Consider the following 24,242-nt stretch of genomic DNA (forward strand, 5'->3'; position numbering starts at 1 on the left):
AATGGAAGCGTTTTTTAAAGGGCTAGTTGTGCGATTTTAGCGAGGACATCTTTTTCACGTACTGGCTTCATCAAGAATCCATTTGCTCCGCACTCTAACGCTTCCCCTTTTTTGGTCTCATCGGTGGTGAGGACGATGACAGGAAGCTGACGGAGAGATTCATCCGCACGGATTACTTTTAGCATTTCAATACCACCCATCACAGGCATAATGATATCGAGCAAGATAATATCGATGTCATTTTGCGATTTGAGTACACCGATTGCATCCGCACCGTTTTTGGCTTCAACAACCTGTGAAACGTTCGGGGTTTTCATTAACATGGTTTTGAGTAACTTGAGATTGATCATATCATCATCAACCGCAAGCACTTTTAATTTTTTCTCGCCCATTTAGAATTTCCCCAATCTTAAATAAATTTTTCAAAAACAAGACGGAGTAAGTCTTTGTTAACGATGTTTTTGATGATTTCATGCACATACATCGTATCTTCAACATCTTCCGTAGCACTTGGATCGATGAGCATGACAAGCGATGTTTCACTATCATTGGTACGGATTATATCATACAGATCCTTGAGATTTAGTTCGCGAAGTGTTTTGTCAAATAATGCAAGCTTGTAACGGTGATCTTTTAGTTCAGACATCAACTGATCTGACGTATTGACACTTTTATAGGTGTATCCCAAATCATCCAAAATACGTGAGAAGAGCTTCATTTCCAATGTATTTTGTTTGGCAATCAAAATATCGGCATCAAAGGCTGAACGACGAACTTCAGGGAGGCTCTCATCTGCAACCGGAGCAATCTCATTTTCGATTACATCATTTAGGGTCTCTTCTTCTGGAAGTATTGTATCTTCAACAGCCGGTTCGGAAATTTCCTCACTCACTACCGGAGTTGCTTCGAAAGAATCTTTAAAGATATTCTCACTTTCAATAATCTCAGCAACTTCTTCTACTTGAGGTACTGCGATATCTACTAAAGGTTCATTTTTCGTGTCAGTATCCTCATCTATGGATTCTGCATCAGAAGATTGTGTAATATCATGGATTGATTTAGGTACGGCTTTAATATCGATAATTTTATGCGACAAGAAATTATTGAGTAATCCAATAATCTCGGCACGTACCAACGGTTTGGTGGTATATTCATCCATACCGGCGCTCAAGAAGCGTTCACGGTCTCCTTTAAGTGCATTGGCTGTCAATGCAATGATTGGAATATGGTGTTGTGAATAATCTTCTTCAAAGTCTAAAATTTCTTGTGTTGCTTCAATCCCATCCAATACCGGCATTTGGATATCCATGAAAATAATATCAAAAGTACCGTTTTTACGTTTTTCGAATGCTTCGAGACCATTGGAAGCGATGGTGATCTCAAGGCCTAAATCTTCAAGGGTACGTCGGATTAGTTTTTGGTTAATGACATTGTCTTCGGCAACCAATGCGCTCGCTGCAAATTTGGAGTTTTTCTCATCGAATTTTTTACGGCGGGTTGCTTTTTGTTTGCGATTACTGAATGCTTCGGCATCATAAGCATCCAACGTCGTACGAATTTTAGAACTATTCAGCGGCTCATAAAGAACTTTGAAAATATCGATTCCCATAGAATCGATTTTTTTCATATAGTATGATTTGGTGATAAGAACCAACTGCTCTTGAGTCGAAGCATAGGCCATAATGTCACTGTCATTCGTATAATCATTATCAATGAATAACAGGTCATAATTGACCTGACGTTCTAACATTTTGAGTTCATCAAGTTCATGGAAGGTCGTATAACTGACACCGAAATAATCCAGATACTCTTTCAGATAGGTGTTTTGGAGTTTTTTCTTCGTATTGCTTTCCAATATGACGGCATTGATATTGGAGAATGATCCTTTAAGCGGTTCATTGAGTGTTTCGATTTCTTCAAATTCAAGGGTAAAGAAGAACGTTGTTCCACTGCCCGGTTCACTTTCTAGATCGAGTTTAGATCCCATTAGCTCTACGAAGCGGCTTGATATGGTAAGACCCAATCCGGTACCGCCGTATTTACGGGTAATAGAAGTATCGGCTTGAGAGAATGCCTCAAAGATACGCGAACGTTGTTCACTGGTTACCCCGATACCGTTATCTTTTACCTCAAAACGAACTCGTGCACGATTTGGGGTATCACATTCGATACGTCGGATATCGACACTGATCGCTCCACCGCTGTTGGTAAATTTGACGGCGTTACTGAGAAGATTGATGACAACTTCTTTGATTTTTGTCGGATCCCCTTTGAGCGGACGCTCAAGGCTTGGATCAACATAACAGGCAAGGTCAATATGTTTTTCAGACGCGCGAACACCATATACTTCGACAGCGCTTTCAAATTCATCCATCGGATTAAAGACGATCTCTTCAATTTCGAGTTTATTACTTTCAATTTTAGAGAGGTCAAGAATATTATTGATAATTTCAAGAAGATTCTCAGAGCTTTTTTCGATGATATCGATAAATTCACGTTGTTCATCGTGTAACTCGGTATCTTTGAGCAATTCGGTAAATCCGACGATACCATTGAGCGGGGTACGGATTTCATGAGACATATTTGCCAAGAACATCGATTTGGCTTCGGATGCTTCCATCGCATATTGTTTATCATTAAGGGTTTGTTCAATGATACGTTCTAGCAATGAATATGCTTGTGCTGTACCTTCGGCCGTATCAAGATTGATGGTATGACTGAGAGCTTCTGCTTCGGTGTCGTGGGTATCTTCGGCAACCCGTTTGAGAACCGATTCGAGATTTTGGATATTTTTGGTAATCTCAGCTGAAAGGAAGTAACCCAATACGGCAACCAAAACGGCAATGATCCAAACGATAATCGCTATAATTAGAAGTTGAACGGCATGCTGTTGGATTGCCAAGGCACGTTTGTCCATTGCTTCGATCAGAATTTTTTGAGCACCGTCAATGGCACCGATTTTCTCTGAGATCATTGCGAACCAAATACCCGACTGTGTTGAGTATTTTCCGGTAGCACTGAGCTGCAAAATTCCGCTTCGTTCAGTTGTAATATCTTGGAAAAGTTCAGTATTGTCTTCACTGAATAGAGTAGCTTTGATTTTAGATTGGATATCTTTGTCTTTCATCCCCTCAATCGTAAGCATATCAGCTTTACTCATAAGGCTAATCCATTTATCAAGCTCACCGGCGCTTAGTGGGGCAGCACGAGAGAGGAGATAGGTGATGTAATCGCGTTCGATACTACTGTATTCACTTGCGCGAACGAGAGAAAGATAGGTCGTGGAGAGGGCGTTAATCTCATCATCGAAATGAAGACCTGCCAGTTCGGCAAGTTCATTAATCAGTTGTTCTTGAGATTTTCCATAAACATCTGAAAATACCTGATCGAAATCAGCTTTTTGCGTATCTACGAACGGACGTGATTGATTAAGCTGATTTTGAAGTTTCACAATAAGGGCATTTAATGCTGTTGCTTTGGCACTTTCAGCGTTATTGGCATGTCCAACAGTTGTTAAATATTTTTCATAGGCTGCAACTTTCTCATCAACAATAAGGCGTTGAGCATGGAGTGATTTTAGGGTTGCCGGAGAAGCATTTCCCATATACATCACCGTCATACCGCGTTCACGTGAGAGGTTGTTGATTAATTCGGTAAGCTGTTTATTCCCTTCAAGTCTCACTTGAAGCTGCCCAGCCCCTTTATAACTGACGTACGCATCGAAAACGTAGTAACTGGCAAGGGTAAAAAGTATCAGAATCGGTACGAGACTGATGAGGCGGAGTCGATTTCTAAGTCCTAATTGCATGGGATATCCTCTTATAATTGTTCAAGAAAACCATTGAGGCGTTTGGAAGCTTTATTAGCTTCCTGTGCGTCATTGGTTTGTGACAAAATTGCTAATTCGTCCGAAATTTCACTCAATCGGAGATTATCGCTAATCCCTTTAAGCTGAGAAGCAGTTCGTTTCCATGAATGGGTATCAAACGCACTGATAGCAGCTGAAATTTCTTGACCGGCTTTAAGCGAATCATGTTTATATTCATCGATCAATTCATCGAAGAAATCGTGTTCAATACCAAGCTGATTGGCAATGAAATCTTTATCGTAATGAAGACTTTGAATTGGTGTTTCAACTAAAATGTTCTCTTGCGTTGAAACTTCCGGCGTTAAATCAATTTCTTCTGAAACATCTTCTTCAACTGATTTGGGAATAAATAATTCTTCACGAACTATTAATGGTTCATCTTTTTTTAGTGACAATTCGTAGATATCATCAGATGATGAATCATACGTTACCGTTACAGGAGCAGTAAGGTCCGGTGCTTTAACGGGTACTTCAACCGGAGCCTCTTCCGGAGCCATAACAGGCTCTTTCCCCTCTAATTTGCTGATAATAGTATAGAAATATTTCAGATTCGCTTCGATTTCTATCGGATCAGCTGAAGTGTTGATGACACTGAGTGTTTCAAAGGCATCTTCGATACGGAGATTTGCGGCTACCCCTTTGAGTTTATGGGAAAGAATTTTAATATTATTACTGTCTCCTTTGAGAACCGCTTCAAAAAGTTCGTTTTTGAATTCGTAAGACTGTTGAATGAAGTCGCCGATAAATTCCAAAATAAGATCAACAGGGAGACCCAGTTCATGGGCGGCAACATTGGGATCAAAACGATAGGTTTTGTCAACTTTTAGATTATTAATAAACTCTTTTTCGGCTCGGCTGTAATGAATGTCTCCAAGCATTGGAAGCTCTACCCGTGATTCGACAGCAGGGGCAGGGATCTCCTCTCTGTGAAGCTCTGCATCGCTGAGGGGGAGTGTTAGCTTTGCATATATATCTTCTGATGAGGGATGGAAAGATGTTTCAAAATCACTTTCGTTATAGGAAGGAACATCCAAGGTTCCAGGCTCACTTAAAGGAGTGGGAATAAGATCAGTATAATCAGGAAGGCTGTCAGTGGCAAATAGTACGGGTTGAGGTGTAACAGGAACCGGTTCATGAATCTCTTTGATATATTGAGGCGGTTTTGGAATTACTGGTTTAATTTCATCACCGCTGATCGACTGTATATGTACCATATCGATGATATAGCCGCTTTGTTTAGGCTCTGCGGACAAGAAGAGATTGCTTACTTGAAGGGTACAAGAGAATGTGCGGCCATTACCATGAACGATAGCAGATCTGGCATCCGAATCGGCGTGGAGTAAAAAATCGATCCAGCCGAAACTTTTGAAATTATGGATGTATCCCGGCTCTTTTGCAAATAAGTCGGCCACATCGGAGCATACCCCTAATAAATCTTCCAAAGTAGCGTAATTTAGAAGTTTTAATCCCTCTTCATCGATACCTATAAATTCGTGTTTATGATTGTAAAATAACACTCATTTCCCCTTATTGTTCTTGTTCAAGCATTTTTTTGTACAACGCTGCAGTCTCTTCAACATTTTTTCGTGATGCCGGCTTTCGAGCGGCCATATACCCTTTTACCTGTCCATTGCTGTCATACGTCGGAGTAACTTCCGTATCTACCCAGTAATAGCGTCCGTCTTTTCGGAGATTTTTAACCAATCCGTGCCAAATTCCGCCGCCTTGGATTGTTTTCCACATTTGTGCGAATCCGGCTTTTGGCATGTCGGGATGACGAATAATATTATGCGGTTCGCCAATCAGTTCTTCGACGGTGTAGCCGGAGATTTCGCAAAATTTTCGGTTGGCAAACGTTATGATCCCTTTGAGATCCGTTTCGCTGACAATGGCACGCCCTTCAAACAAATATTCCTCGTCGATTGGAATAGGTTTTTCCATTATTTGACCCCTTAGCTAAAAAACTGCTGAAAACACAATCCGTGGAATATGGCATAAACTCCATAAAAGATTACTTAGATATCTCATCAGGGTAACAATTTTGGATATTTTTCGCATCTTTTGCCCCGATTAGTTCACGAAGTGTCTCAAAATCGCTTTTTGCAATGGCTTCAAACGTTCCAAAATATTCAATCAGTTTATGAATTTTTGCTTGAGAAATTCCATGAATCGAGAGAAGTTTTGAGTGTTGATCAAGTTTTAGTTTGCTTTTTTTATGAAAGCTAATGGCGCTTCTGTGTGCCTCATCACGGAGCATTTGGACAAATTGGAGCCGTTTATCCGAACTTTCCAATCGTAATGTGTCTGCTGTGCTATGGAGGATATCACGTGCGGAACCTTTCGCACGGTGTGCTTTAGCATCGATTTTTTCTTTACTGATCGCAATAACATCGAGATGGATGCCGTGAGAGTTGAGTAAATCAACCGCTAAGGTACGCAATGTCTCGCCTCCGTCAAGCACCCAAAGATCCGGAGGTGGATTATTGGCAAATCCATCGATTCGTCGTCGTAACATTTCGTCCATTTGTCCATATTCGTCGTGGGTATGCAGATGAAATGTGCGATATCCTTTCTTATCAAAACGGCCATCGTCATATACGATCATAGCTCCGACGGGTGCAGTACCGCCGAAATGGGAATTATCAAATACTTCGATTCTAGCGGGAAGCGTATCGAGAAGAAACAATTCTTGGAGAGAATGAAGAAGCGGATCATTGGAGGGTTGAGGGGTACGAAGAAGCTCATAGGCGTTGGCGAGAGCTAAATCGATTAGCTCTTTTTTTGCCCCTCGTTGCGGTACTTCTAACTTGGCTTTTTTTCCGAAGAGCTCGCTAAGGTGTTCGCAGACCCAATCGCTCGATTCAAAAGAATGCGCGCTCAAGATCGGGGCGATAATAGGAGGCTTTTCATTGCCGTAGAATCCCATCAATGTCCGCTCATATGCCTCATCAAGTGAAAAGGAGAGGCTAAGGGGGAGAAAATCGTGGGAGGTTGAAGCAACTTTTCCCTCACGGATAAAAAGGCGGAGGATACAAGCGCGTGTTTCGTTGGTGGCGATGGCAAAGACGTCATAGTTCTCGGCGGATGCCAGATCGATCTGAGAGGTTAGTTCGCTTTTTCTGATCCGCTCGATTCGATCTCTCAGCGTCAGCGCTTCTTCGAATCGGAGCGATTCGGAATAAAACTCCATCTTTGCTTCAAGTTGCTTAATAAGACGTCGTTTGTTTTGTATCCACTCTATCCCCTGCATCACCATCGGCAGGTAGGTTTCGCGGGATATCGGAAATTCGCATGGTGCGAGGCATTGTTCCATCTGATAAAAAAGGCAGGCTTTTTTCCCTTTTAGGCACCCTTTCTTTTGCACCAGTTTGAGCAGTTCGTAGAGGGAGTCGAGTATATCGCGCGCACCGACTGAAAAAGGGCCGAAATAGCGAATTCCTTTGCCTCGGACAATTTTTCGGGTGAGTTCGAACCGAGGATAGGGTTCCTCCATATCAACATAGAGGTAAGGATAGGTTTTATCATCACGCAGAAGAATATTGTATTTGGGTTTAAGCTGTTTGATGAGGGAGTTTTCTAAAATCAGAGCATCGTGTTCGTTTTCGACAATGATGTAGTGCAATCTTACCGTTTCGGAAAGCATTTTTTTGATTCGTAATGACAATGCCGATTTTGGAATGAGTATAGGGGTAAGATTGAAATAGCTTTTGACCCGTTTGGAAAGATTCTTTGCTTTTCCGATGTAGAGGATTCTCCCTTTTTCATCCAGGTACTGATAAATTCCCGCTTGATGAGGGAGGGAGCGAATTTGCTCAATCATAGTGAATCTCTTAATGAATAATTTATGGTAGCTATTATAACATCCCCCTAGAAGAAGATGAGGGGATAAAATGGCAAAAAAATTAATAATTGCCTTATGTGCCGCCACAATGATGGCACTTTTGGGCGGATGCGGCTATAAGGCTCCTCCGTATTATGAAAAACCCTCACCGAAAGAGAACTCTTCCGTTGCGCTATGATGTTGTGATTATCGGATCTGGGGTAGCGGGGCTTTATACGGCGATTGCCCTTCCGAAGACACTGAAAGTGTTAGTGATCAATAAATCGTACCCGTGGGAATGTAATACCTATTATGCGCAAGGTGGAGTGACAACCGCTTATGATGATGCCGATATTGAGCTGCATGTGCAAGATACGCTCGATGCAGGGGCTGGTATGTGTAACGTTCAAGCAGTTAGAACGATGAGTGAAGATTCTCAAGGGGTAATTCATGATTTGATCGATCGCGGGTTTGGTTTTGATAAAGACGAAGAGGGGAATCTCCTCTATACGAAAGAGGCTGCCCACTCACGCAGTCGTATTCTCCATGCCGGAGGAGATGCGACGGGGAGACATCTGCACTTTTTTCTCCTAAACCAAAATCCTCATCCGATGCTCAGCGATGCGACAGTCGTTGATCTGCTTATTGAAAACGACCAATGCTGCGGTGTTGAAATTATCAATGAGGGAAAACGACGTCTTATCTACGCAGATAACGTTGTTATCGCCAGCGGAGGGGTAGGGTCCTTGTATGAATATCATACGAATGCTTCTACGATCAGCGGTGACTTGCACGGTATCTGTATCGAAAAAGGAATTGAACTTGAATCGATGGAGATGATGCAGTTTCATCCGACCGTTTTTGTTGCGAATAACTGGGTGCGTAAACAGCTTCTCTCCGAAGCACTTAGGGGTGAGGGGGCGCATGTGGTCGATGAAAACGGTTACCGTTTTTTATTTGAATATGACCCTCGCGGTGAACTGGCTCCGCGTGATATCGTCAGCCGAGCGATTTATGATTACAAGCAGCGAAGCGGAAAACAGGTCTATCTCTCCTGTGAAGATTTTGAGAGCGAGTATTTTAAAGAGCGCTTTCCGAATATCTACAAATCGTTGAACGATATGGGATTTCATCTTCCGAAAGAACGTGTTCCAATCTCCCCTGCCTTTCATTATGCGGTAGGGGGCATTAAAACCAATATTGACGGAAGCATACCGGGAATAAAAGGGCTTTACGCTGCCGGAGAGGCGGCTTCGACGGGAGTGCATGGAGCCAACCGGCTGGCAAGTAACTCATTGCTCGAAGGGCTTGTATTTGCTAAAAAAGCGGCAGAATCGATCTTGACCCAGCCGATTAAAAGTTGTGACGGTCATTTTGAACTATCAGAAGAAGTACTTGAGCTTCCCGAAGATAAAGAGAAAAAAGATGCGCTTCGGCATATCATGTGGGACAACGTATCGATCGTTCGTACTCCAGAGGGGTTAAATCGGGCTAAAGAAGCTGTTGAATCGATGCTCGGTGAAAAGATCGGAAGATTGTTGCGTCTTCGTCTTTTGAGTGCACTAGCGATTATTGAAGGGGCATTAAACCGTACCGAATCGATCGGTGTCCATTTTATGGACAAAGGGGATAAAAAATGACAGCTCAAGTGTCCGAACATACGGCGTTGAATCTTGCCGCACATCCGTTTGGATGGTTGTTATTGATTATTTTTGTCGTGGGGTACTATTTTATTGCCGTAGAAGAAAAATATCATCTCGATAAAGCGAAACCGGCCCTTTTTATCGGTACGTTTATGTATGTGTTGATCGGAGGATACTATTTTATAAACGGAGTAGATTTTACCCCTTTTGAAGCAGCTATCGACCACCTTATTTTAGAAATCGCCGAAATTTTCTTCTTTTTATTTGTTGCGATGACATTTATCGAAGCCTTGATTGAACGAGGAGTGTTTGGTGCTTTACGATCGAAGTTAATTGCCAAAGGGTATAGTTATCGTGAACTTTTTTGGATTACAGGATTGCTTGCATTTTTTATCTCACCTATAGCGGATAATTTGACAACGGCACTCATCCTCTCTACCGTTTTACTGACGATTGAGGGGAAAGATAAAGCATTTTTAGTCCCCAGTGCAATCAATGTTGTTGTTGCCGCCAATGCCGGTGGGGCTTGGAGCCCGTTTGGAGACATTACGACGTTGATGGTATGGGCAGCGGGAAAAGGGGCATTTGTTGAATTTCTTTATCTTTTTCCGGCAGCATTTTTTGGATGGCTCATCACGGCATTTTTACTAAGCAGATATGTTCCCGATCTTGATCCGAATAAAGAGGGTGATCCTGATGCAGCTTCAAAAATTGAAATCCTCAAGGGGGGAGAAGTTATTATTGGAATTGGTGCTTTAACCATTGCATTAGCGGTTATTGGTAAGCAGGTAATGCATTTGCCTCCGATGTGGGGGATGCTTTTCGGACTCTCAATTTTGCAGCTTTATATGTATCATCTCCAAAAAAAGTACAAGCAGGATGTTAGTATCTTTCAGGCGATGAGCAGAATAGAAAACAATACACTACTTTTCTTTTTCGGTATTTTGGCTGCAGTCGGGGCTCTTCATTTCGTAGGTTTTTTAGCTTATGCCGCAAAGTTATATGAACTTTTCGATCCGACTGTCGTTAATATCGGCGTAGGCTTCCTTTCGGCAATCGTAGATAACGTTCCCGTAATGTCGGCTGTTCTTAAAGCGAATCCGGCAATTGATCAGGCTCAATGGATGCTGGTGACGATGACCGCGGGTATAGGAGGATCATTGATCAGTTTCGGAAGTGCCGCAGGTGTCGGAGTGATGGGAAAAATGCCTGGGATTTATACGTTTGCATCCCATATAAAACTGGGATGGACCGTATTAGTAGGCTATGTTGTATCGATTGCAATATGGTATTTTCAATTCATGATATTAGGTCTTTATTAACTCCTAAATATCTTTAGAGTATCCTTTCATCACTAAAGGGTACTCATCCCCTCCTAATCATCTTACCCTTAAAGGCTTACCCGTGAAAGATGTCAGTATTATCGTCCTCGATTTCGGCTCTCAGTACACTCAGTTGATCGCTCGCCGTTTGCGCGAAGATAAAGTCTATTGCGAAGTTCTCCCTTATCACACAAAAATCGATGCGATCAAAGCAAAAAATCCGCAAGGGATTATTCTCAGTGGCGGTCCTTCATCGGTTTACAATAAAGATGCGTATGAAGTGGATCAAGGGGTTTATGCCCTTGGTATTCCGGTTCTCGGTATTTGTTACGGTATGCAGCGTATTGCGGTCGATTTCGGCGGTTCGGTTATTCGAAGTGACCATCACGAATACGGTAAAGCGGAACTTACGATCGATATGACGCAACACTCTGTCCTTTTTGAGGGGTGTGAAGATGAGCGTGCCGTATGGATGAGCCACTCTGATAAAGTTGATGTGTTGCCGGAAGGTTTTGTCCCGATCGCCTATTCACCGAATTCTCCGTATGCGGCGATTGCGGATGAAGCGCGACAAGTGTATGCTATGCAGTATCACCCTGAGGTAAATCACTCCGAAGAGGGATATTTGATGCTTCGCAACTTTGCACGCAAAATTTGCGGTATTACGTCAAAATGGGATATGGGACATTTTCTCAAAGAACAAATCGTCAAAATCCGTGCCCAAGTGGGAGATGGGAAAGTTCTTTGTGCCCTCAGCGGAGGAGTCGATTCTTCGGTTGTTGCGGCATTGTTGTACGAAGCGATCGGCGATCAGTTGATTCCGGTATTCGTTGACAATGGCTTACTCCGTAAGGGTGAACGTGAATCGGTTGAAAACATTTTCAAAGTTCACCTCAAAGTGCCTCTCGTTGTTGCGGATGCTTCAGAAAATTTCCTCGGGAAACTTGCCGGTGTTACCGATCCGGAAACCAAGCGTAAAATTATTGGACACACGTTTATTGAAGTGTTTGAAGCCGAAGCGAAAAAACACGACGGGATCAAATTCTTGGCACAGGGGACATTGTATCCGGACGTTATCGAATCGGTTTCAGTCAACGGTCCATCGGTTACGATCAAATCACATCATAACGTTGGTGGATTACCCGATTGGATGGATTTCGAGTTAATCGAACCTCTTCGTGATTTGTTTAAAGACGAAGTACGTAAACTCGGGCTTGAACTAGGACTGCCGGATTCACTCGTTAACCGTCATCCGTTCCCGGGGCCGGGTCTTGGTATCCGTATTATGGGTGAAGTGAACAAACCGGATTTGAATCTTTTGCGCGAAGCGGATGCTATCTTGCTCGATGAGCTCAAAGTAAGCGGCTATTACACCAAAACATGGCAGGCGTTTGCCGTATTGCTCAACGTAAAATCGGTCGGGGTTATGGGTGATAACCGCACCTATGACAACACCGTGTGTGTCCGTGTCGTCGAAGCGGTAGATGGCATGACGGCAACATTTGCGCATCTTCCTCACACATTGCTAGAGCGAATCAGCCGTCGTATCATCAACGAAGTAGACGGGATTAACCGCGTCGTATACGACATCAGCTCAAAACCGCCTGCAACGATCGAGTGGGAATAAGGGGTACGCGTTTTGCGCCCCATCTATCTTATCTCCAAAACTCCCTATGCGGGAGTGACTCACATCCCTATTCTCACCATTACTTTTTTACATCCTGTCATTGATTTTTCGAAATACGAAGGGGTTATCGTCACCTCAAAGCAAGCCCTTTTAGCCCTTCAAGAGTACACATTCGAATGGGGAAATCTTCAATGTATCTGCGTATCGGAAGGTACGGCTGAAGCGGCACGGCAAGCGGGAGCTGAACAGATCGAAGTGGGTGATGGATACGGAAAATCGATTCCGGATGTGTTACGTACAAAAAAACGTCATGGAAAATGGCTTTATCTGCGTCCAAAAGTGATTGCATCTGAATGGATTGAGCGTGCACGGAGTGAAGGGTTTGAGATTGATGAAGCGATTCTTTATGAGACAACGTGCAATAAAGAAGCTTCTCATTATACCATTGCCCAGGACGCTGTTTTAGTTTTTACGTCCCCCTCATCGATTGAATGTTTTAATGCATCCTATCAGATACTCCCCTCCCATACTATTGTCACGATAGGTAAAACGACTCAGCGTGCGTTTCAAAGTGCGTATGAGGTCATTGTAAGCCCCCAAACCAGTGTTGCTTCGGCCGTAGAATTGGCACAAAAAATTGCCCAAACTCCTTCCCCCTTTTAAGCATTTTGAGGTTATAATTCTATTCTCTGGGCGCAGCGAGTAACCGCACTATGAGGGTTCTACATATACAACTAGTCACATCTGTAGACGTTTCGGTGTGTCGGGGGTCTTGTTTGAGCGCAAACGCGTGAGAGATTGCCGCCGGAAGAGACGCTCGATGTGGCGCAATTACAGCTTTGAAGAACCAAAGCTACTGCGAAACGCCCGCCCGGGCTTTTACCTTATTTGAGAGACGTTAACGTATTTCAGATAAGATAATTAAATTTTTTCTCAAGGTGATCTATGCGAGTAATGGTAATCGGTAGCGGCGGGCGTGAATTTTCAATCGGAAGAGTATTAAAACAAGACGCTGAAGTCACTTCACTTTATTTTGCTCCGGGTAATGGCGCAACGTCGATACTGGGAACCAATGTTGAGATCAAAGATTATGAAGAACTGGCGCAGTTTGCACTGCATAATGCTATCGATTTGACGATTGTAGGTCCTGAGGGACCCCTTAGTGACGGTGTTGTCGATGTGTTTAAAGCCAAAGGGTTGGTCATTTTCGGGCCATCCAAAGCCGCTGCACAGCTCGAAGGCTCAAAAGTCTATATGAAAAACTTTTTAGCCAAATACAACATCCCGACTGCTCGCTATATCGAGACTGATCATATCGGGGATGCGTTCAAGTTTATTGAGTCGTTAACCGCTCCGATCGTTGTCAAAGCGGATGGTTTGTGCGCCGGCAAGGGTGTGATTATCGCGATGAGCCATGAAGAGGCTAAAGTGGCCGTTTCAGAAATGCTTAGCGGAAAGTCATTCGGCGATGCCGGCAAGCGTGTTGTTGTTGAAGAGTTTCTTGACGGATATGAGCTGTCTATGTTTGCCCTTTGCGATGGAAAAGATTTTATCCTTCTCCCTGCAGCGCAAGATCATAAACGTCTTCTAGATAATGATGAAGGTCCCAATACCGGCGGAATGGGGGCTTATGCACCGACCCCGTTGGTCGATGATGTGATTTACGAAAAAGTAAAAGATCGAATCGTCCGCCCAACGCTTAAAGGGATGCAGGAAGAGGGGGCACCGTTTGAGGGGGTTCTCTTTATCGGGTTGATGATTGTTAACGGCGAGCCGATTACGTTGGAGTTCAATGTCCGTTTTGGTGACCCTGAATGCGAAATTCTGATGCCGCTTCTTAAAACACCGGCGAGTGAACTTTTTTACAAAGCTGCAACCAAGCAGCTCGATACTTTAAATGTTGAATTTCATGATAAATATGCTGTCGGCGTGGTGATGGCAAGCCGCAACTATCCGTATGACAACTCTGAACCCGCCGAGATTATCGTAGATGATGTTCATCACGAAGAGATTGCACAAAACACCCATATCGCCTATGCCGGAGTGGCTGAAGAAGATGGAAAACTCTATGCTACGGGTGGACGTGTTCTAGTCTGTGTCGGTGTCGGGGATAGTATTAAACAAGCACGTGATCGTGCCTATATGCTCTGCGGACAAGTTCATTTTGCCGGTAAAAAACTTCGTACCGATATTGCGTATCAAGCTTTGCGATAATGGATGAACAAATCGATACGCTGATCCAGCGTGAGCATCTCGAACTTGCTTCGATTCGTCAACGTGCTGCGGCATTCGGGATTGACGAAGTCCTCCTATCGGTGTTATTGATGATCATTTTATGGGATACGATATCAAAAGCGCAAACGCTTGAATCGATGATTTCGGTTAGCAACAGCTTTCTCCTGGAATATATGAGCATTAAAATTATTTACCAAACCTTTTTTACGATGCAGTACGGCGGCACTATCGGTAAGATCATTATGAAAATTCGTGTCATTGAACTCTCTACCCTCTCCCACCCAAGTTTTCTCAGTTCATTTAATCGAAGTGTTTTTCGGGTTGTCAGCGAAATCCTTTTCTACTTTGGATTTATCTGGGCGATGTTGGACCCCTATCGACGCAGCTGGCATGATCGAACCGCGCGTACATTGGTGATTAATGCGTAATATTTGCTGGATCAGTCTGATTGCATCGACTATTTTATTGGGTAATGAACGGGTAGAACTCTATGGAACAACGGTCGATGCCAATGGATCTATCGTTACCGTTAGCGGTAATCCGGTTGCTTTATACCAAGATCAGATACTTAGTGCCGATGAATTCACGTATGATCGCAATGCCAGTATTATAGAGGCCAAAGGATCGGTTAACGTATTCAAGGCAAAGCAGTTTTATGCTATCAGTGATTATTCACGGGTCAATCTTGCCGATGATACACGCTATTCGAAACCTTATTATATGTTTGATCAAAATTCCGGTTTATGGCTCAATACCGAAGAAGCGCAAACGTGTAAAAATGAAATTGATTTAGCCAGCGGTGCGGTGTCCGGATGTGATTCACGTGATCCTTTATGGAAAATACGTTTTAGTAGTGCCGATTATGATACCGATAATATGTGGATTAATCTCTACAATGCCCGATTGGTCGTGAATGATCTTCCGGTCTTTTATCTCCCTTATTTTGGATACCCTACCGATCATACACGACGAAGCGGATTATTGATTCCAACATTTGGATTATCGAATACAGAAGGATTTTATTACGAACAGCCGATCTATTTTGCGCCGCAAAACTGGTGGGATGCAGAATTGCGTCCTCAGATTCGTACCAATCGAGGAGAAGGGGTATACACTGACATTCGTTTTGTGGATACCCCATCTTCCCAGGGCTCCATTGAAGCAGGATATTTTAAAGAGCAAGGTGATTATGCCTCTGCAAATGACCTAGCAAATCAGAAACATTATGGTTATGCCCTCAACTACCGACACAGTGCCCCTTTAAGAGAATGGTTTGATGCAAAGTTAGAGGGTGAATCGGGCTTGTATGTTGACGGTTCATGGATGAACGATGTCGATTATCTGAATCTTCAACACAGCGATGAGACTCAAAATATCACTGATAATCAGGTGATGTCGAGAATTAACGCCTATTACAGCAGTGAAGACAACTATTTCGGTGCCTATGTTAAACATTATCAGTATTTGGATCAAGCCAGCAATGCGCAAACGATCCAAACACTTCCAAGTCTCCATTATCATCGTTATTTGGAAAGTTTATTCGGGGATCACCTTATTATTAGTGCCGATGCAACGGCAACTGATTTTTACAGAGCCGAAGGAAAGCGCGCACTGCAGGGTGATTTCACCGTTCCGATGACATTCCAGACAGCACTGTTTGATGAATATCTCGATCTCAGTTATACGGCTACAGCCTCTTCCAAAGTGATTGGTTTTTATGGCAATGCGCTTCCAACCGAAACAGGAAGTTTGTATAACCACGGGCTGTATGCTTCACTCGACCATACCGTTTCTCTTTCTTCGACATTGATACACCCGTATGATTCCATGACCCATGTTATTTCTCCTTTTGTCAGCTATACCGCTGCCGGAAATCGATACTATAACGGGTATTACGATACCTATCATACAAACGGCGAATGTGTTGTGGGAAGTACGAATCCGGTGTGTGACTATTACACTCTGAATGAGCCCAGTGATACTCTCTCGTTTGGATTAAGTAACTATGTATTCGAGGGGAATAATCAGCTTCTTGTGGATCGGCTTTCCCAAAATCTTCGTTACGACGATCAGGGGAGCTATTACGGTGAATTACAAAATGAGTTGGAATGGGAGATCAGCAGTGCCGTTTCGTATTACAACCAAACTGCTTATAATCATGATCGTAATCGTATCACGAAAGAACAAAACACACTTCGCTATAATGACGGAATCGTAACAGCAGGTGTGAGTCATTATTATGCAGATGAAATACGCAACAATATTCCTGCATATGCCAGTTACTGGACGGCTGATGCGGCATATCAGTACAATCGCAATTACCGAATTTTCGGCCTCGTAGCGTATGACTATCATGAAGATTTGCTCAAACGGAGTGAAATTGGATTTTTACATACGCAACGATGTCTGGATTTCGGTATTCGATACGTTCAAAATCGACGTCCGATCTTGACCAATGCAAACGGGAATGATTCGGTTGATGATTCGTATATTTTTATTACAATTATTCTCAAACCCATCGGTGGGTCTGAATTTAATTACAAACTGACCAACTAAAGAAGGTAGTACATGAAACTGGAAGCGAAAATCGGTCTCTTTGTCGTTATGGTTTTGGGTGCGTTGTTGATCCTTTCAACGCAGGTAACATCACTGGGTAAATGGGGCAGTAATGGCTATATCATTCAAGCTTATATTGATGATGCTTCCGGCATAGAGAAACATACCCATGTCCTAATGAACGGGGTTACGGTTGGGGATGTCGATAAAATAACGATTGAAGGCAAGCGGGTGAAATTAGCCCTGATGATCGATGAAGGGGTTAAAATTCCGGATGATTCATCGGTTATCGTTACTCAAGAATCGTTACTCGGTACCAAAGTGATCAACATTGTTGTGGGTGATTCTGCAAAAACACTTAGTGCTGAGGGGACACTTGCCCAAAGCAAGCGCTACGCATCGTTTGATCAAACCAGTGATTCGGTAAATAATGCCGCAAAAGAGTTAGAATTACTTTTGCATGATTTGAGAGGAACTTTGGATGACGAACATCGTAAAGCGATTCAAGACGCCATTATTGCCTTCCGTAACGTAGGGACAAATCTCGATGGTGTTATTGTCGATAATCGCGCTGATCTGCATGAAGCAATTGCTAATTTTAGAGCAATGAGTGCCGGATTTGCGACAACGGCCAATACAGTGAATAAAGATTTACCTGAGATTATGGCACGCATTAATTCACTTTCAACACGCATGGATAATATTAGCGGTTCATTGGAACACAAGCTTCCTGAAGCGGTTGATAAATTTACGCTGATCGAAGACAATGTCAGTACGATCTTGACCGAGAACCGAGCTTCTCTAAAAGATACAATCGCATCAGCCGGAGCCTTTTTCAAAGGGGGAGAAGAAGCCTTCAATAAAGTCGATGCTATTTTGGGTACGTTGACTACCAGTGAATTGCAAGTGGCCATGCATACGGATTATATGGTGCGTGATCAGTACAGTAAGATTTATTTGGGAGTCAATTACCTCCCTAATCCTGAAACGTATTATATGTTTGATTTGATCAGTAAGGATGATTATTCCAGAGCGAATCAGCTCCCGGTAAAACATGAAAAAAGTGATACCCTTTATTCGCTCCAATACGGGAAACGTTTCGACAATACATTGCTTCGATTTGGAGCGATTGAATCGACCGGCGGTGTCGGTGTGGATTACTTTACCAATCATGACCGTTTGAAATTTAGCGCCGAAGCATTTGATTTCAATGCGGTTAATGATAGCCGTGCAACACGTGCGCACCTAAAAGCACAAGCGCGTTATCAAATGCTTAAACATCTCGAAATGTACGGGGGATGGGATGATTTCCTTAACCCCGGATCACAAAATGTCTATTTGGGTCTTGGTCTCCGATTTATCGATAACGATTTGAAATACGTTATCGGTGGTGCCTCTTCAATGAAACGATAAAAAAATGGAGAAATAATGAAATACAATGTAGAACTGGATTTACGTAACAAACAAGAGGCATACGCATTCTCACAAGTAGCAGCGCAAGCAAACGGGGCTGCATGGCTTAAATGCGGCAATACGGTTATTTTGGCAACGGTTGTTATTGATGAAACTGATTTTGTAGACGAAGACTTTTTGCCGCTTACCGTACAATACATCGAAAAAAGCTATGCTGCCGGAAAATTTCCGGGCGGGTTTATCAAACGTGAAACGAAACCGAGTGATTTTGAAACCCTTACATCACGTATTGTGGATCGCTCTCTTCGACCGCTCTTTCCAAAAGGATTTGCGAACCCGATTCAAATTACCGTAATGGTACTCAGTGCTGATGCCGAAGCCGATTTACAGGTATTGGCACTGAATGCCGCATCAGCCGCATTGTATATTTCCGATGTTGATATCTTTAACTCGGTAAGTGCTGTTCGTGTGGGTAAAATCGACGGAGAGATCATTTTTAATCCGACACGCAGCCAGCTAGAAAACAGTACACTTGATTTGTATTTGGCCGGAAGCAAAGACGATATGCTGATGATCGAAATGCAGACTCTCGGAACGGATGAGGTAGAAATTATCGATCTTGGTATGATTGAGCCGATGGTTGATCCGGTTATGAGTTCTACGGCTATCCCGGTTCGTACGAGCAATGCGTTGGCTGAAGATGAATTGATTGATGTTTTGTCTCAGGCACAAGAAGCTCTTTTTGAAGCTAATACTGCTTATGAGAAGGCATTTAAACCGTTTGCAAGCGAACCGTTTGAACTTCAGTATGTCATCAGTGAGACCAATACAGAGATGATTGATTATGTACGTACAAATCACACGGATGATTTAAAACGAGGCATCAATCAAATGGCCAAAACCGAGCGTAGCACGGCACTTCGTACGATCCGTAAAACGATTTTAAAAGAAAAGCCGGAGTGGAACGAACATGAACTCAAAAAAGCGATTGAAGCGGTAAAACGTTCCATGGTGCGAGCACAAATTTTGGATGAAAAAGTACGTGCAGACGGACGTGGACTAAAAGAAGTACGTCCGATTCGTATCGAAACGAACGTATTGCCAAGTGCACATGCTTCTGCTCTCTTTACCCGTGGACAAACGCAGGCTTTGGTCATTTTGACTCTGGGCGGTGCTAAAGATGCCCAAATGTTTGAAAACCTTACCGACAGCGGAACGCAAAACGAAGCATTTATGGTTCATTATAACTTTCCGGGATTCAGTGTCGGTGAACCTTCCCCGATCGGAGCACCGCGTCGCCGCGAACTGGGGCACGGAAACTTGGCTAAACGGGCGTTAGAGGGCTCATGTGTTCGTAATGGACAAACGATTCGTCTGGTTTCTGAAATTTTGGAATCGAACGGTTCATCATCAATGGCTACCGTATGTGGTGGTTACATGGCTCTACGTGCCGGAGATATAGAGATGGCTAATCCGATTGCCGGTGTGGCGATGGGGATGGTTTCCGAAGGGGATCGTCACGCAATTTTGACTGATATTATGGGGTTGGAAGATCATGACGGCGATTTGGATTTCAAAGTAGCAGGTTCGAAAGAGGGTATCACTGCAATGCAGATGGATATCAAACTCGGCGGTATCCGCCTCGACGTCCTTAAAGAAGCTCTTTATCAGGCGAAAGAAGCACGCGCACACATCATTGATATCATGCTCAGCAGTGAAGACAAAATCGAACTTAACGAAGGGACATTGCCAAGCAGCGATCTTTTCCACATCGATCCGAGTTTCATCGGTGATATCATCGGACAAGCGGGTAAAACGATCCGAGAAATCATTGAGCGTTTTGATGTAACGATCGATATCGATAAGAAAAAAGGCTCCGTAAAACTGACTGGTAAAAACCGTGAAGGACTTAAAGGGGCACGTGATCATATCGAAGGGATCGTGAGTGGTTCTACTGCAGTCGAAAAAGTGGAATACAAAGTAGGCGATATCGTAAAAGGAAAAGTGAAAAAAATCGTTGATTTCGGAGCCTTTATCGAACTCCCAGGCGGAGTGGACGGATTGATTCATATTTCAAAACTATCGGACGGTCATATCAGCCGCGTGAGCGATGTAGTGAGCGAAGGGGATGAATTGATGGTTGAGATCGTTGAATTCAAAGGAAATAAGATCGGATTAGGGCGAGCTAAGTAATTTTTTAGCTCATCCTCACTATACTTCCACCCACAAAGTGATAAGTAGGGACACTATCCGAACAGACTTTGATATTATTCTCGGAGATTACTCATGAAAAAAGTATTTTTTCTTTTACTCGCTCTTGTAGCTTCTGTATTCGGTGCTGACGAAGCGGCAGCGGTTGTTGAAACTGCTGTTGACGCTGCACCTGCTGTAGCTGCTGCTACTGCAGACGTTGCTAACCAAACATTGAAAGCGTATTCTATGATCGCTGCCGGTGTTGGTCTTGGTTTGGCTGCTCTTGGTGGAGCTATCGGTATGGGTAGCACTGCTGCTGCAACTATCGCTGGTACTGCACGTAACCCAGGTCTTGGCGGAAAATTGATGACAACTATGTTCATCGCTCTTGCTATGATCGAAGCACAAGTTATTTATACACTTGTTATCGCTCTTATCGCTCTTTACGCTAACCCATATTTGGCTGCGTAAGTTTCGACCTCTTCCGGTCAGCTTCGGCTGATCGCTTTTTATTCTTTACGCGGACGTGGTGGAACGGTAGACACACTACCTTGAGGTGGTAGCGCATTACGTGTGTGGGGGTTCAAATCCCCCCGTCCGCACCATCTATACTCTTTTCTTCTTTCAAACTTAAATCATTAAAATCTCACTTCAATCCAAGTACTCTTCTCGTATTAATCATTATTTTATTGGTGTATAATCATCCTAATTTAGTTTAGGAAAAGACACAATGTTACTCACTGATCTAGTCGCGTATAAAAATGATTCTATTCCTTCTGATGCGACATTGTATGATGCCATTAACCAAATGGGCAAAGAGGGAATCAGCCATGTCATATTGGTTGAAAATAATACAGCTGTCGGGATATTGACGCTCAAAAATATTATTGAACTTTATCGCAATGGCATTGATGGAAAAAGAAAAGCAATAGAATATTCCAGTTATCCTGTAATATCGATACATTCGGATCGTCCTGTTGAAATGGCGATAGAATTGATGATTGATTATGAAATACGAAGACTTGTATTAATCGACGAACAAAAAAAATATATTTCCACCCTTATTCAAAGCGATATCCTTTCGTATTATGAAACCAAAGTTCATACGGCTCATGAAGTGTTCCAATGTTTGAACCGTCGCAATCGTGCGGTCATTATTCAGAAGGATGCCAGCGTCTATGATGCAATTACTCTTCTTCAACACGAAAGTCGGGATGTTCTTATTGTTACGGATCAAACCGGCCCCATCGGGATAGTAACGGAACAGGATATATTGGAATTAGCGTATAAGAATATTTCAAGCAGTGAAAGTATCTTACGTTATATGCATGCTCCAATCATTTCCGTTGAAATGAATGAAAAAATTCATTATGCAATCGATATTATGAAAGAGAGAGGGATCCATCATTTAATGGTGCAAAGTAGAGAAAATGAATTGTATCTCTTAACTGAAAAAGATCTGGTCCTCAATTATAACACCGCATTAGAAGTGAAACTCGAATCAAAGCTTCGGGATACCAAAGCTACGTATAATTTATTAGGATTGGCATTTTGTGAAATCATTGATCTGGGAGAACAACAGATTATCAAATGGCTGAATGCCGAAGCGATGATGACGTTTCAGGTGAAAATTGATGATCCTGTTTCTAAAATGTTTCCGGACGAGATTTGGAAACACTTTTTACATATATTACGGACACAGGGTGGTGTGGATAAAGAAAAGGTTGAGATTCAGGGTCGTATGTATGAAGTGACATTGATCGAAGCAGAGGTGAATAATCAACCTATTATGAAGCTTTTTTTAAATGATATCAGCGAATTGATCCGTTTGAGTGAAGAATTGCGTAAGACGTTGGAATATACGATTGAGCTGGAACAGGAAAAAAGCAGTCTTTATCTGGATGTCGCATCAGTTATGTTTTTAGCACTGAATCAAGAGGGAAAAGTTGATTTGATTAATCCTAAAGGATGTCAAATCTTAGGAATTAGCCAAGATGAGGCAATAGGAAAGGATTGGTTTGAAACCTTCACTTACAGTGAAGATAGGGAGATGGCTAAAGTTTTATTTGAGGATATTATTTCTGGAAGGCGTGAAATAGTCGAATATTACGAAAATAAGGTGCATACTAAAGACGGAGACATCCGGGTGATTGCATGGCACAATGCGGTGTTAAAAGATCGTAACGGTGTAATTACAGGGATGTTTTCCTCAGGAGAGGATATCACCAAAATCCGAGAATCGGAGCGTGAAATTGAACGAATAACGCATTACGACGTTTTGACCAATCTGCCGAACCGATTACTTTTGGGGGCACGTTTAGAGCACTCCATGCATCGGGCAAAACGTGAGAAAACAAAGCTAGCCGTGTTGTATGTGGATATTGATAACTTTAAAGATATTAATGAATCGTATGGCTACAATATAGGGGATTTTGTTATCAAACGAATAGCTTTGGAGATGAGAACATTGATCCGTCATGAAGATACTATTGCACGTATAGGGGGCGATGAGTTTGTTATTATACTTGAAGAGATTCAGGAAATTAATGAGTGTGAGCGAACACTGAAGCAGGTTATGAATCTTTTTAAAGATCCGATAGATACATCATCCGGCAATTTAAAATTGACGGCGAGTATCGGGATTACCATATTTCCTGACGATGCAGAGGATGGAGAAACACTCTTAAAGAATGCTGATATTGCCTTGCGTCGTGCTAAAGAGAGTGGACAAAACAGTTATTATTTTTATACTCAGGAGATGAGCGTTCAATTGTTTGAGAGAGTGCTTTTAGAACGAGAACTTCATCGTGCGGTTGAAGAAAAGGAATTTATCGTTTACTATCAGCCGCAAATTGACCTTAAAAGCGGTAAGGTGATCGGTGCAGAGGCATTGGTGCGATGGCAACACCCGTCGATTGGGATCGTACGGCCAGATATGTTTATAGCCCTGGCGGAGTCCAATCGTCTAATCATCCCCATCGGTGAGCAAGTCTTAGCTCAAGCATGTGAGAATGTCAAGCACCTGATCGAAAAGGGACTGTTCAGGGGAAGGATATCGGTTAACGTATCGGGTAAACAGTTTGAGCGTCCCGATGTTGTTGAAACGCTTCATCGCATCATCATGGACAGCGGGCTAAGTCCGGAGTTTGTTGAATTAGAGATTACAGAGAGTGTCTTAATGAGTGATCCGAAAGTATTCGGTGAAAAACTTATAGCCCTTAAGGCACTTGGAATTGAAGTAGCGATTGATGATTTTGGTACGGGGTATTCGAGTTTGAGCTATCTGAAAACTTTTCCGATCGATAAATTGAAAATAGACCAATCGTTTGTTCGGGGAATCCCGAATGATGAACAAGACAGTGCGATCGTGAATGCGATTATCGCAATGGCCAATGCATTAGGGCTTAAAACGATTGCTGAGGGGATTGAAGAGGAAGTTCAGGCTGATGCATTAAAAAAATACGGATGCCAACAAGGACAGGGATATCTGTACGCAAGACCACTCAGTGAAGAAAAATTTGTCGAATTTTTAAAGTATAATGAGATATCCAAATCATAAGGATTG

17 protein-coding genes and 1 tRNA gene are annotated in these 24,242 nt (G+C 42.8%); 13 read left to right on the plus strand and 5 right to left on the minus strand.

Features of this window, described 5'->3' with window-relative positions:
- Window positions 1-14: 14 nt before the first annotated feature.
- The 5 genes from PHI47_RS02635 to uvrC form a co-directional block, all read right to left on the minus strand.
- Window positions 15-392, minus strand: a complete 378-nt coding sequence (locus tag PHI47_RS02635; protein WP_299933467.1) for a response regulator — start codon at window positions 390-392, stop codon at window positions 15-17.
- Window positions 393-409: 17 nt separating this feature from the next.
- Window positions 410-3,808 (minus strand): ATP-binding protein, encoded by a 3,399-nt coding sequence (locus tag PHI47_RS02640; RefSeq protein ID WP_299933469.1) that lies wholly within the window; start codon window positions 3,806-3,808, stop codon window positions 410-412.
- A gap of 11 nt (window positions 3,809-3,819) precedes the next feature.
- Window positions 3,820-5,385 carry a hypothetical protein gene (locus PHI47_RS02645; RefSeq protein WP_299933471.1) on the minus strand — a complete coding sequence of 522 codons (1,566 nt, stop codon included), beginning with the start codon at window positions 5,383-5,385 and terminating at the stop codon, window positions 3,820-3,822.
- 10 nt (window positions 5,386-5,395) lie between these two features.
- Window positions 5,396-5,809 carry a PAS domain-containing protein gene (locus PHI47_RS02650; RefSeq protein ID WP_299933473.1) on the minus strand — a complete coding sequence of 138 codons (414 nt, stop codon included), beginning with the start codon at window positions 5,807-5,809 and terminating at the stop codon, window positions 5,396-5,398.
- A 70-nt stretch (window positions 5,810-5,879) separates the two neighbouring features.
- Window positions 5,880-7,688, minus strand: coding sequence for an excinuclease ABC subunit UvrC (gene uvrC / locus PHI47_RS02655; RefSeq protein WP_299933475.1), 1,809 nt, complete (start codon window positions 7,686-7,688; stop codon window positions 5,880-5,882).
- A gap of 70 nt (window positions 7,689-7,758) precedes the next feature.
- On the opposite strand from uvrC, the gene PHI47_RS02660 reads away from it, so the two are divergent.
- The 13 genes from PHI47_RS02660 (at window position 7,759) to PHI47_RS02720 (ending at window position 24,236) form a co-directional block, all read left to right on the plus strand.
- Window positions 7,759-7,887: a hypothetical protein gene (locus PHI47_RS02660; protein WP_299933477.1), complete on the plus strand. Its 129-nt coding sequence runs from the start codon at window positions 7,759-7,761 to the stop codon at window positions 7,885-7,887.
- On the plus strand, window positions 7,844-9,328 hold the full coding sequence (gene nadB / locus PHI47_RS02665) for an L-aspartate oxidase (protein ID WP_299933479.1): 1,485 nt from the start codon (window positions 7,844-7,846) through the stop codon (window positions 9,326-9,328). The genes PHI47_RS02660 and nadB overlap by 44 nt, the downstream gene beginning before the upstream one ends.
- Window positions 9,325-10,653, plus strand: a complete 1,329-nt coding sequence (gene nhaD / locus PHI47_RS02670) for a sodium:proton antiporter NhaD (protein ID WP_299933481.1) — start codon at window positions 9,325-9,327, stop codon at window positions 10,651-10,653. Before nadB ends, nhaD begins: the two co-directional genes overlap by 4 nt.
- A gap of 82 nt (window positions 10,654-10,735) precedes the next feature.
- Entirely contained in the window at window positions 10,736-12,280 is a 1,545-nt protein-coding gene (guaA, locus tag PHI47_RS02675) for a glutamine-hydrolyzing GMP synthase (protein ID WP_299933483.1), read from the plus strand.
- A gap of 12 nt (window positions 12,281-12,292) precedes the next feature.
- Entirely contained in the window at window positions 12,293-12,943 is a 651-nt protein-coding gene (locus PHI47_RS02680) for a uroporphyrinogen-III synthase (RefSeq protein ID WP_299933485.1), read from the plus strand.
- 282 nt (window positions 12,944-13,225) lie between these two features.
- Window positions 13,226-14,494 (plus strand): phosphoribosylamine--glycine ligase, encoded by a 1,269-nt coding sequence (gene purD, locus PHI47_RS02685; protein ID WP_299933487.1) that lies wholly within the window; start codon window positions 13,226-13,228, stop codon window positions 14,492-14,494.
- On the plus strand, window positions 14,494-14,943 hold the full coding sequence (locus tag PHI47_RS02690; RefSeq protein ID WP_299933489.1) for an RDD family protein: 450 nt from the start codon (window positions 14,494-14,496) through the stop codon (window positions 14,941-14,943). Before purD ends, PHI47_RS02690 begins: the two co-directional genes overlap by 1 nt.
- On the plus strand, window positions 14,936-17,071 hold the full coding sequence (locus PHI47_RS02695) for an LPS-assembly protein LptD (protein ID WP_299933491.1): 2,136 nt from the start codon (window positions 14,936-14,938) through the stop codon (window positions 17,069-17,071). Before PHI47_RS02690 ends, PHI47_RS02695 begins: the two co-directional genes overlap by 8 nt.
- 12 nt (window positions 17,072-17,083) lie before the next feature.
- On the plus strand, window positions 17,084-18,484 hold the full coding sequence (locus PHI47_RS02700; RefSeq protein WP_299933493.1) for an MlaD family protein: 1,401 nt from the start codon (window positions 17,084-17,086) through the stop codon (window positions 18,482-18,484).
- A gap of 15 nt (window positions 18,485-18,499) precedes the next feature.
- On the plus strand, window positions 18,500-20,677 hold the full coding sequence (locus tag PHI47_RS02705) for a polyribonucleotide nucleotidyltransferase (RefSeq protein ID WP_299933495.1): 2,178 nt from the start codon (window positions 18,500-18,502) through the stop codon (window positions 20,675-20,677).
- A gap of 93 nt (window positions 20,678-20,770) precedes the next feature.
- Window positions 20,771-21,148, plus strand: a complete 378-nt coding sequence (locus PHI47_RS02710; RefSeq protein ID WP_299933497.1) for a F0F1 ATP synthase subunit C — start codon at window positions 20,771-20,773, stop codon at window positions 21,146-21,148.
- Window positions 21,149-21,197: 49 nt separating this feature from the next.
- Window positions 21,198-21,282 (plus strand) — tRNA-Leu (locus PHI47_RS02715).
- Window positions 21,283-21,407: 125 nt separating this feature from the next.
- Window positions 21,408-24,236, plus strand: coding sequence for an EAL domain-containing protein (locus tag PHI47_RS02720; RefSeq protein WP_299933499.1), 2,829 nt, complete (start codon window positions 21,408-21,410; stop codon window positions 24,234-24,236).
- The last annotated feature ends 6 nt before the right edge of the window (window positions 24,237-24,242 follow it).

Source organism: Sulfuricurvum sp., assembly GCF_028713855.1.
Classification (GTDB): domain Bacteria; phylum Campylobacterota; class Campylobacteria; order Campylobacterales; family Sulfurimonadaceae; genus Sulfuricurvum.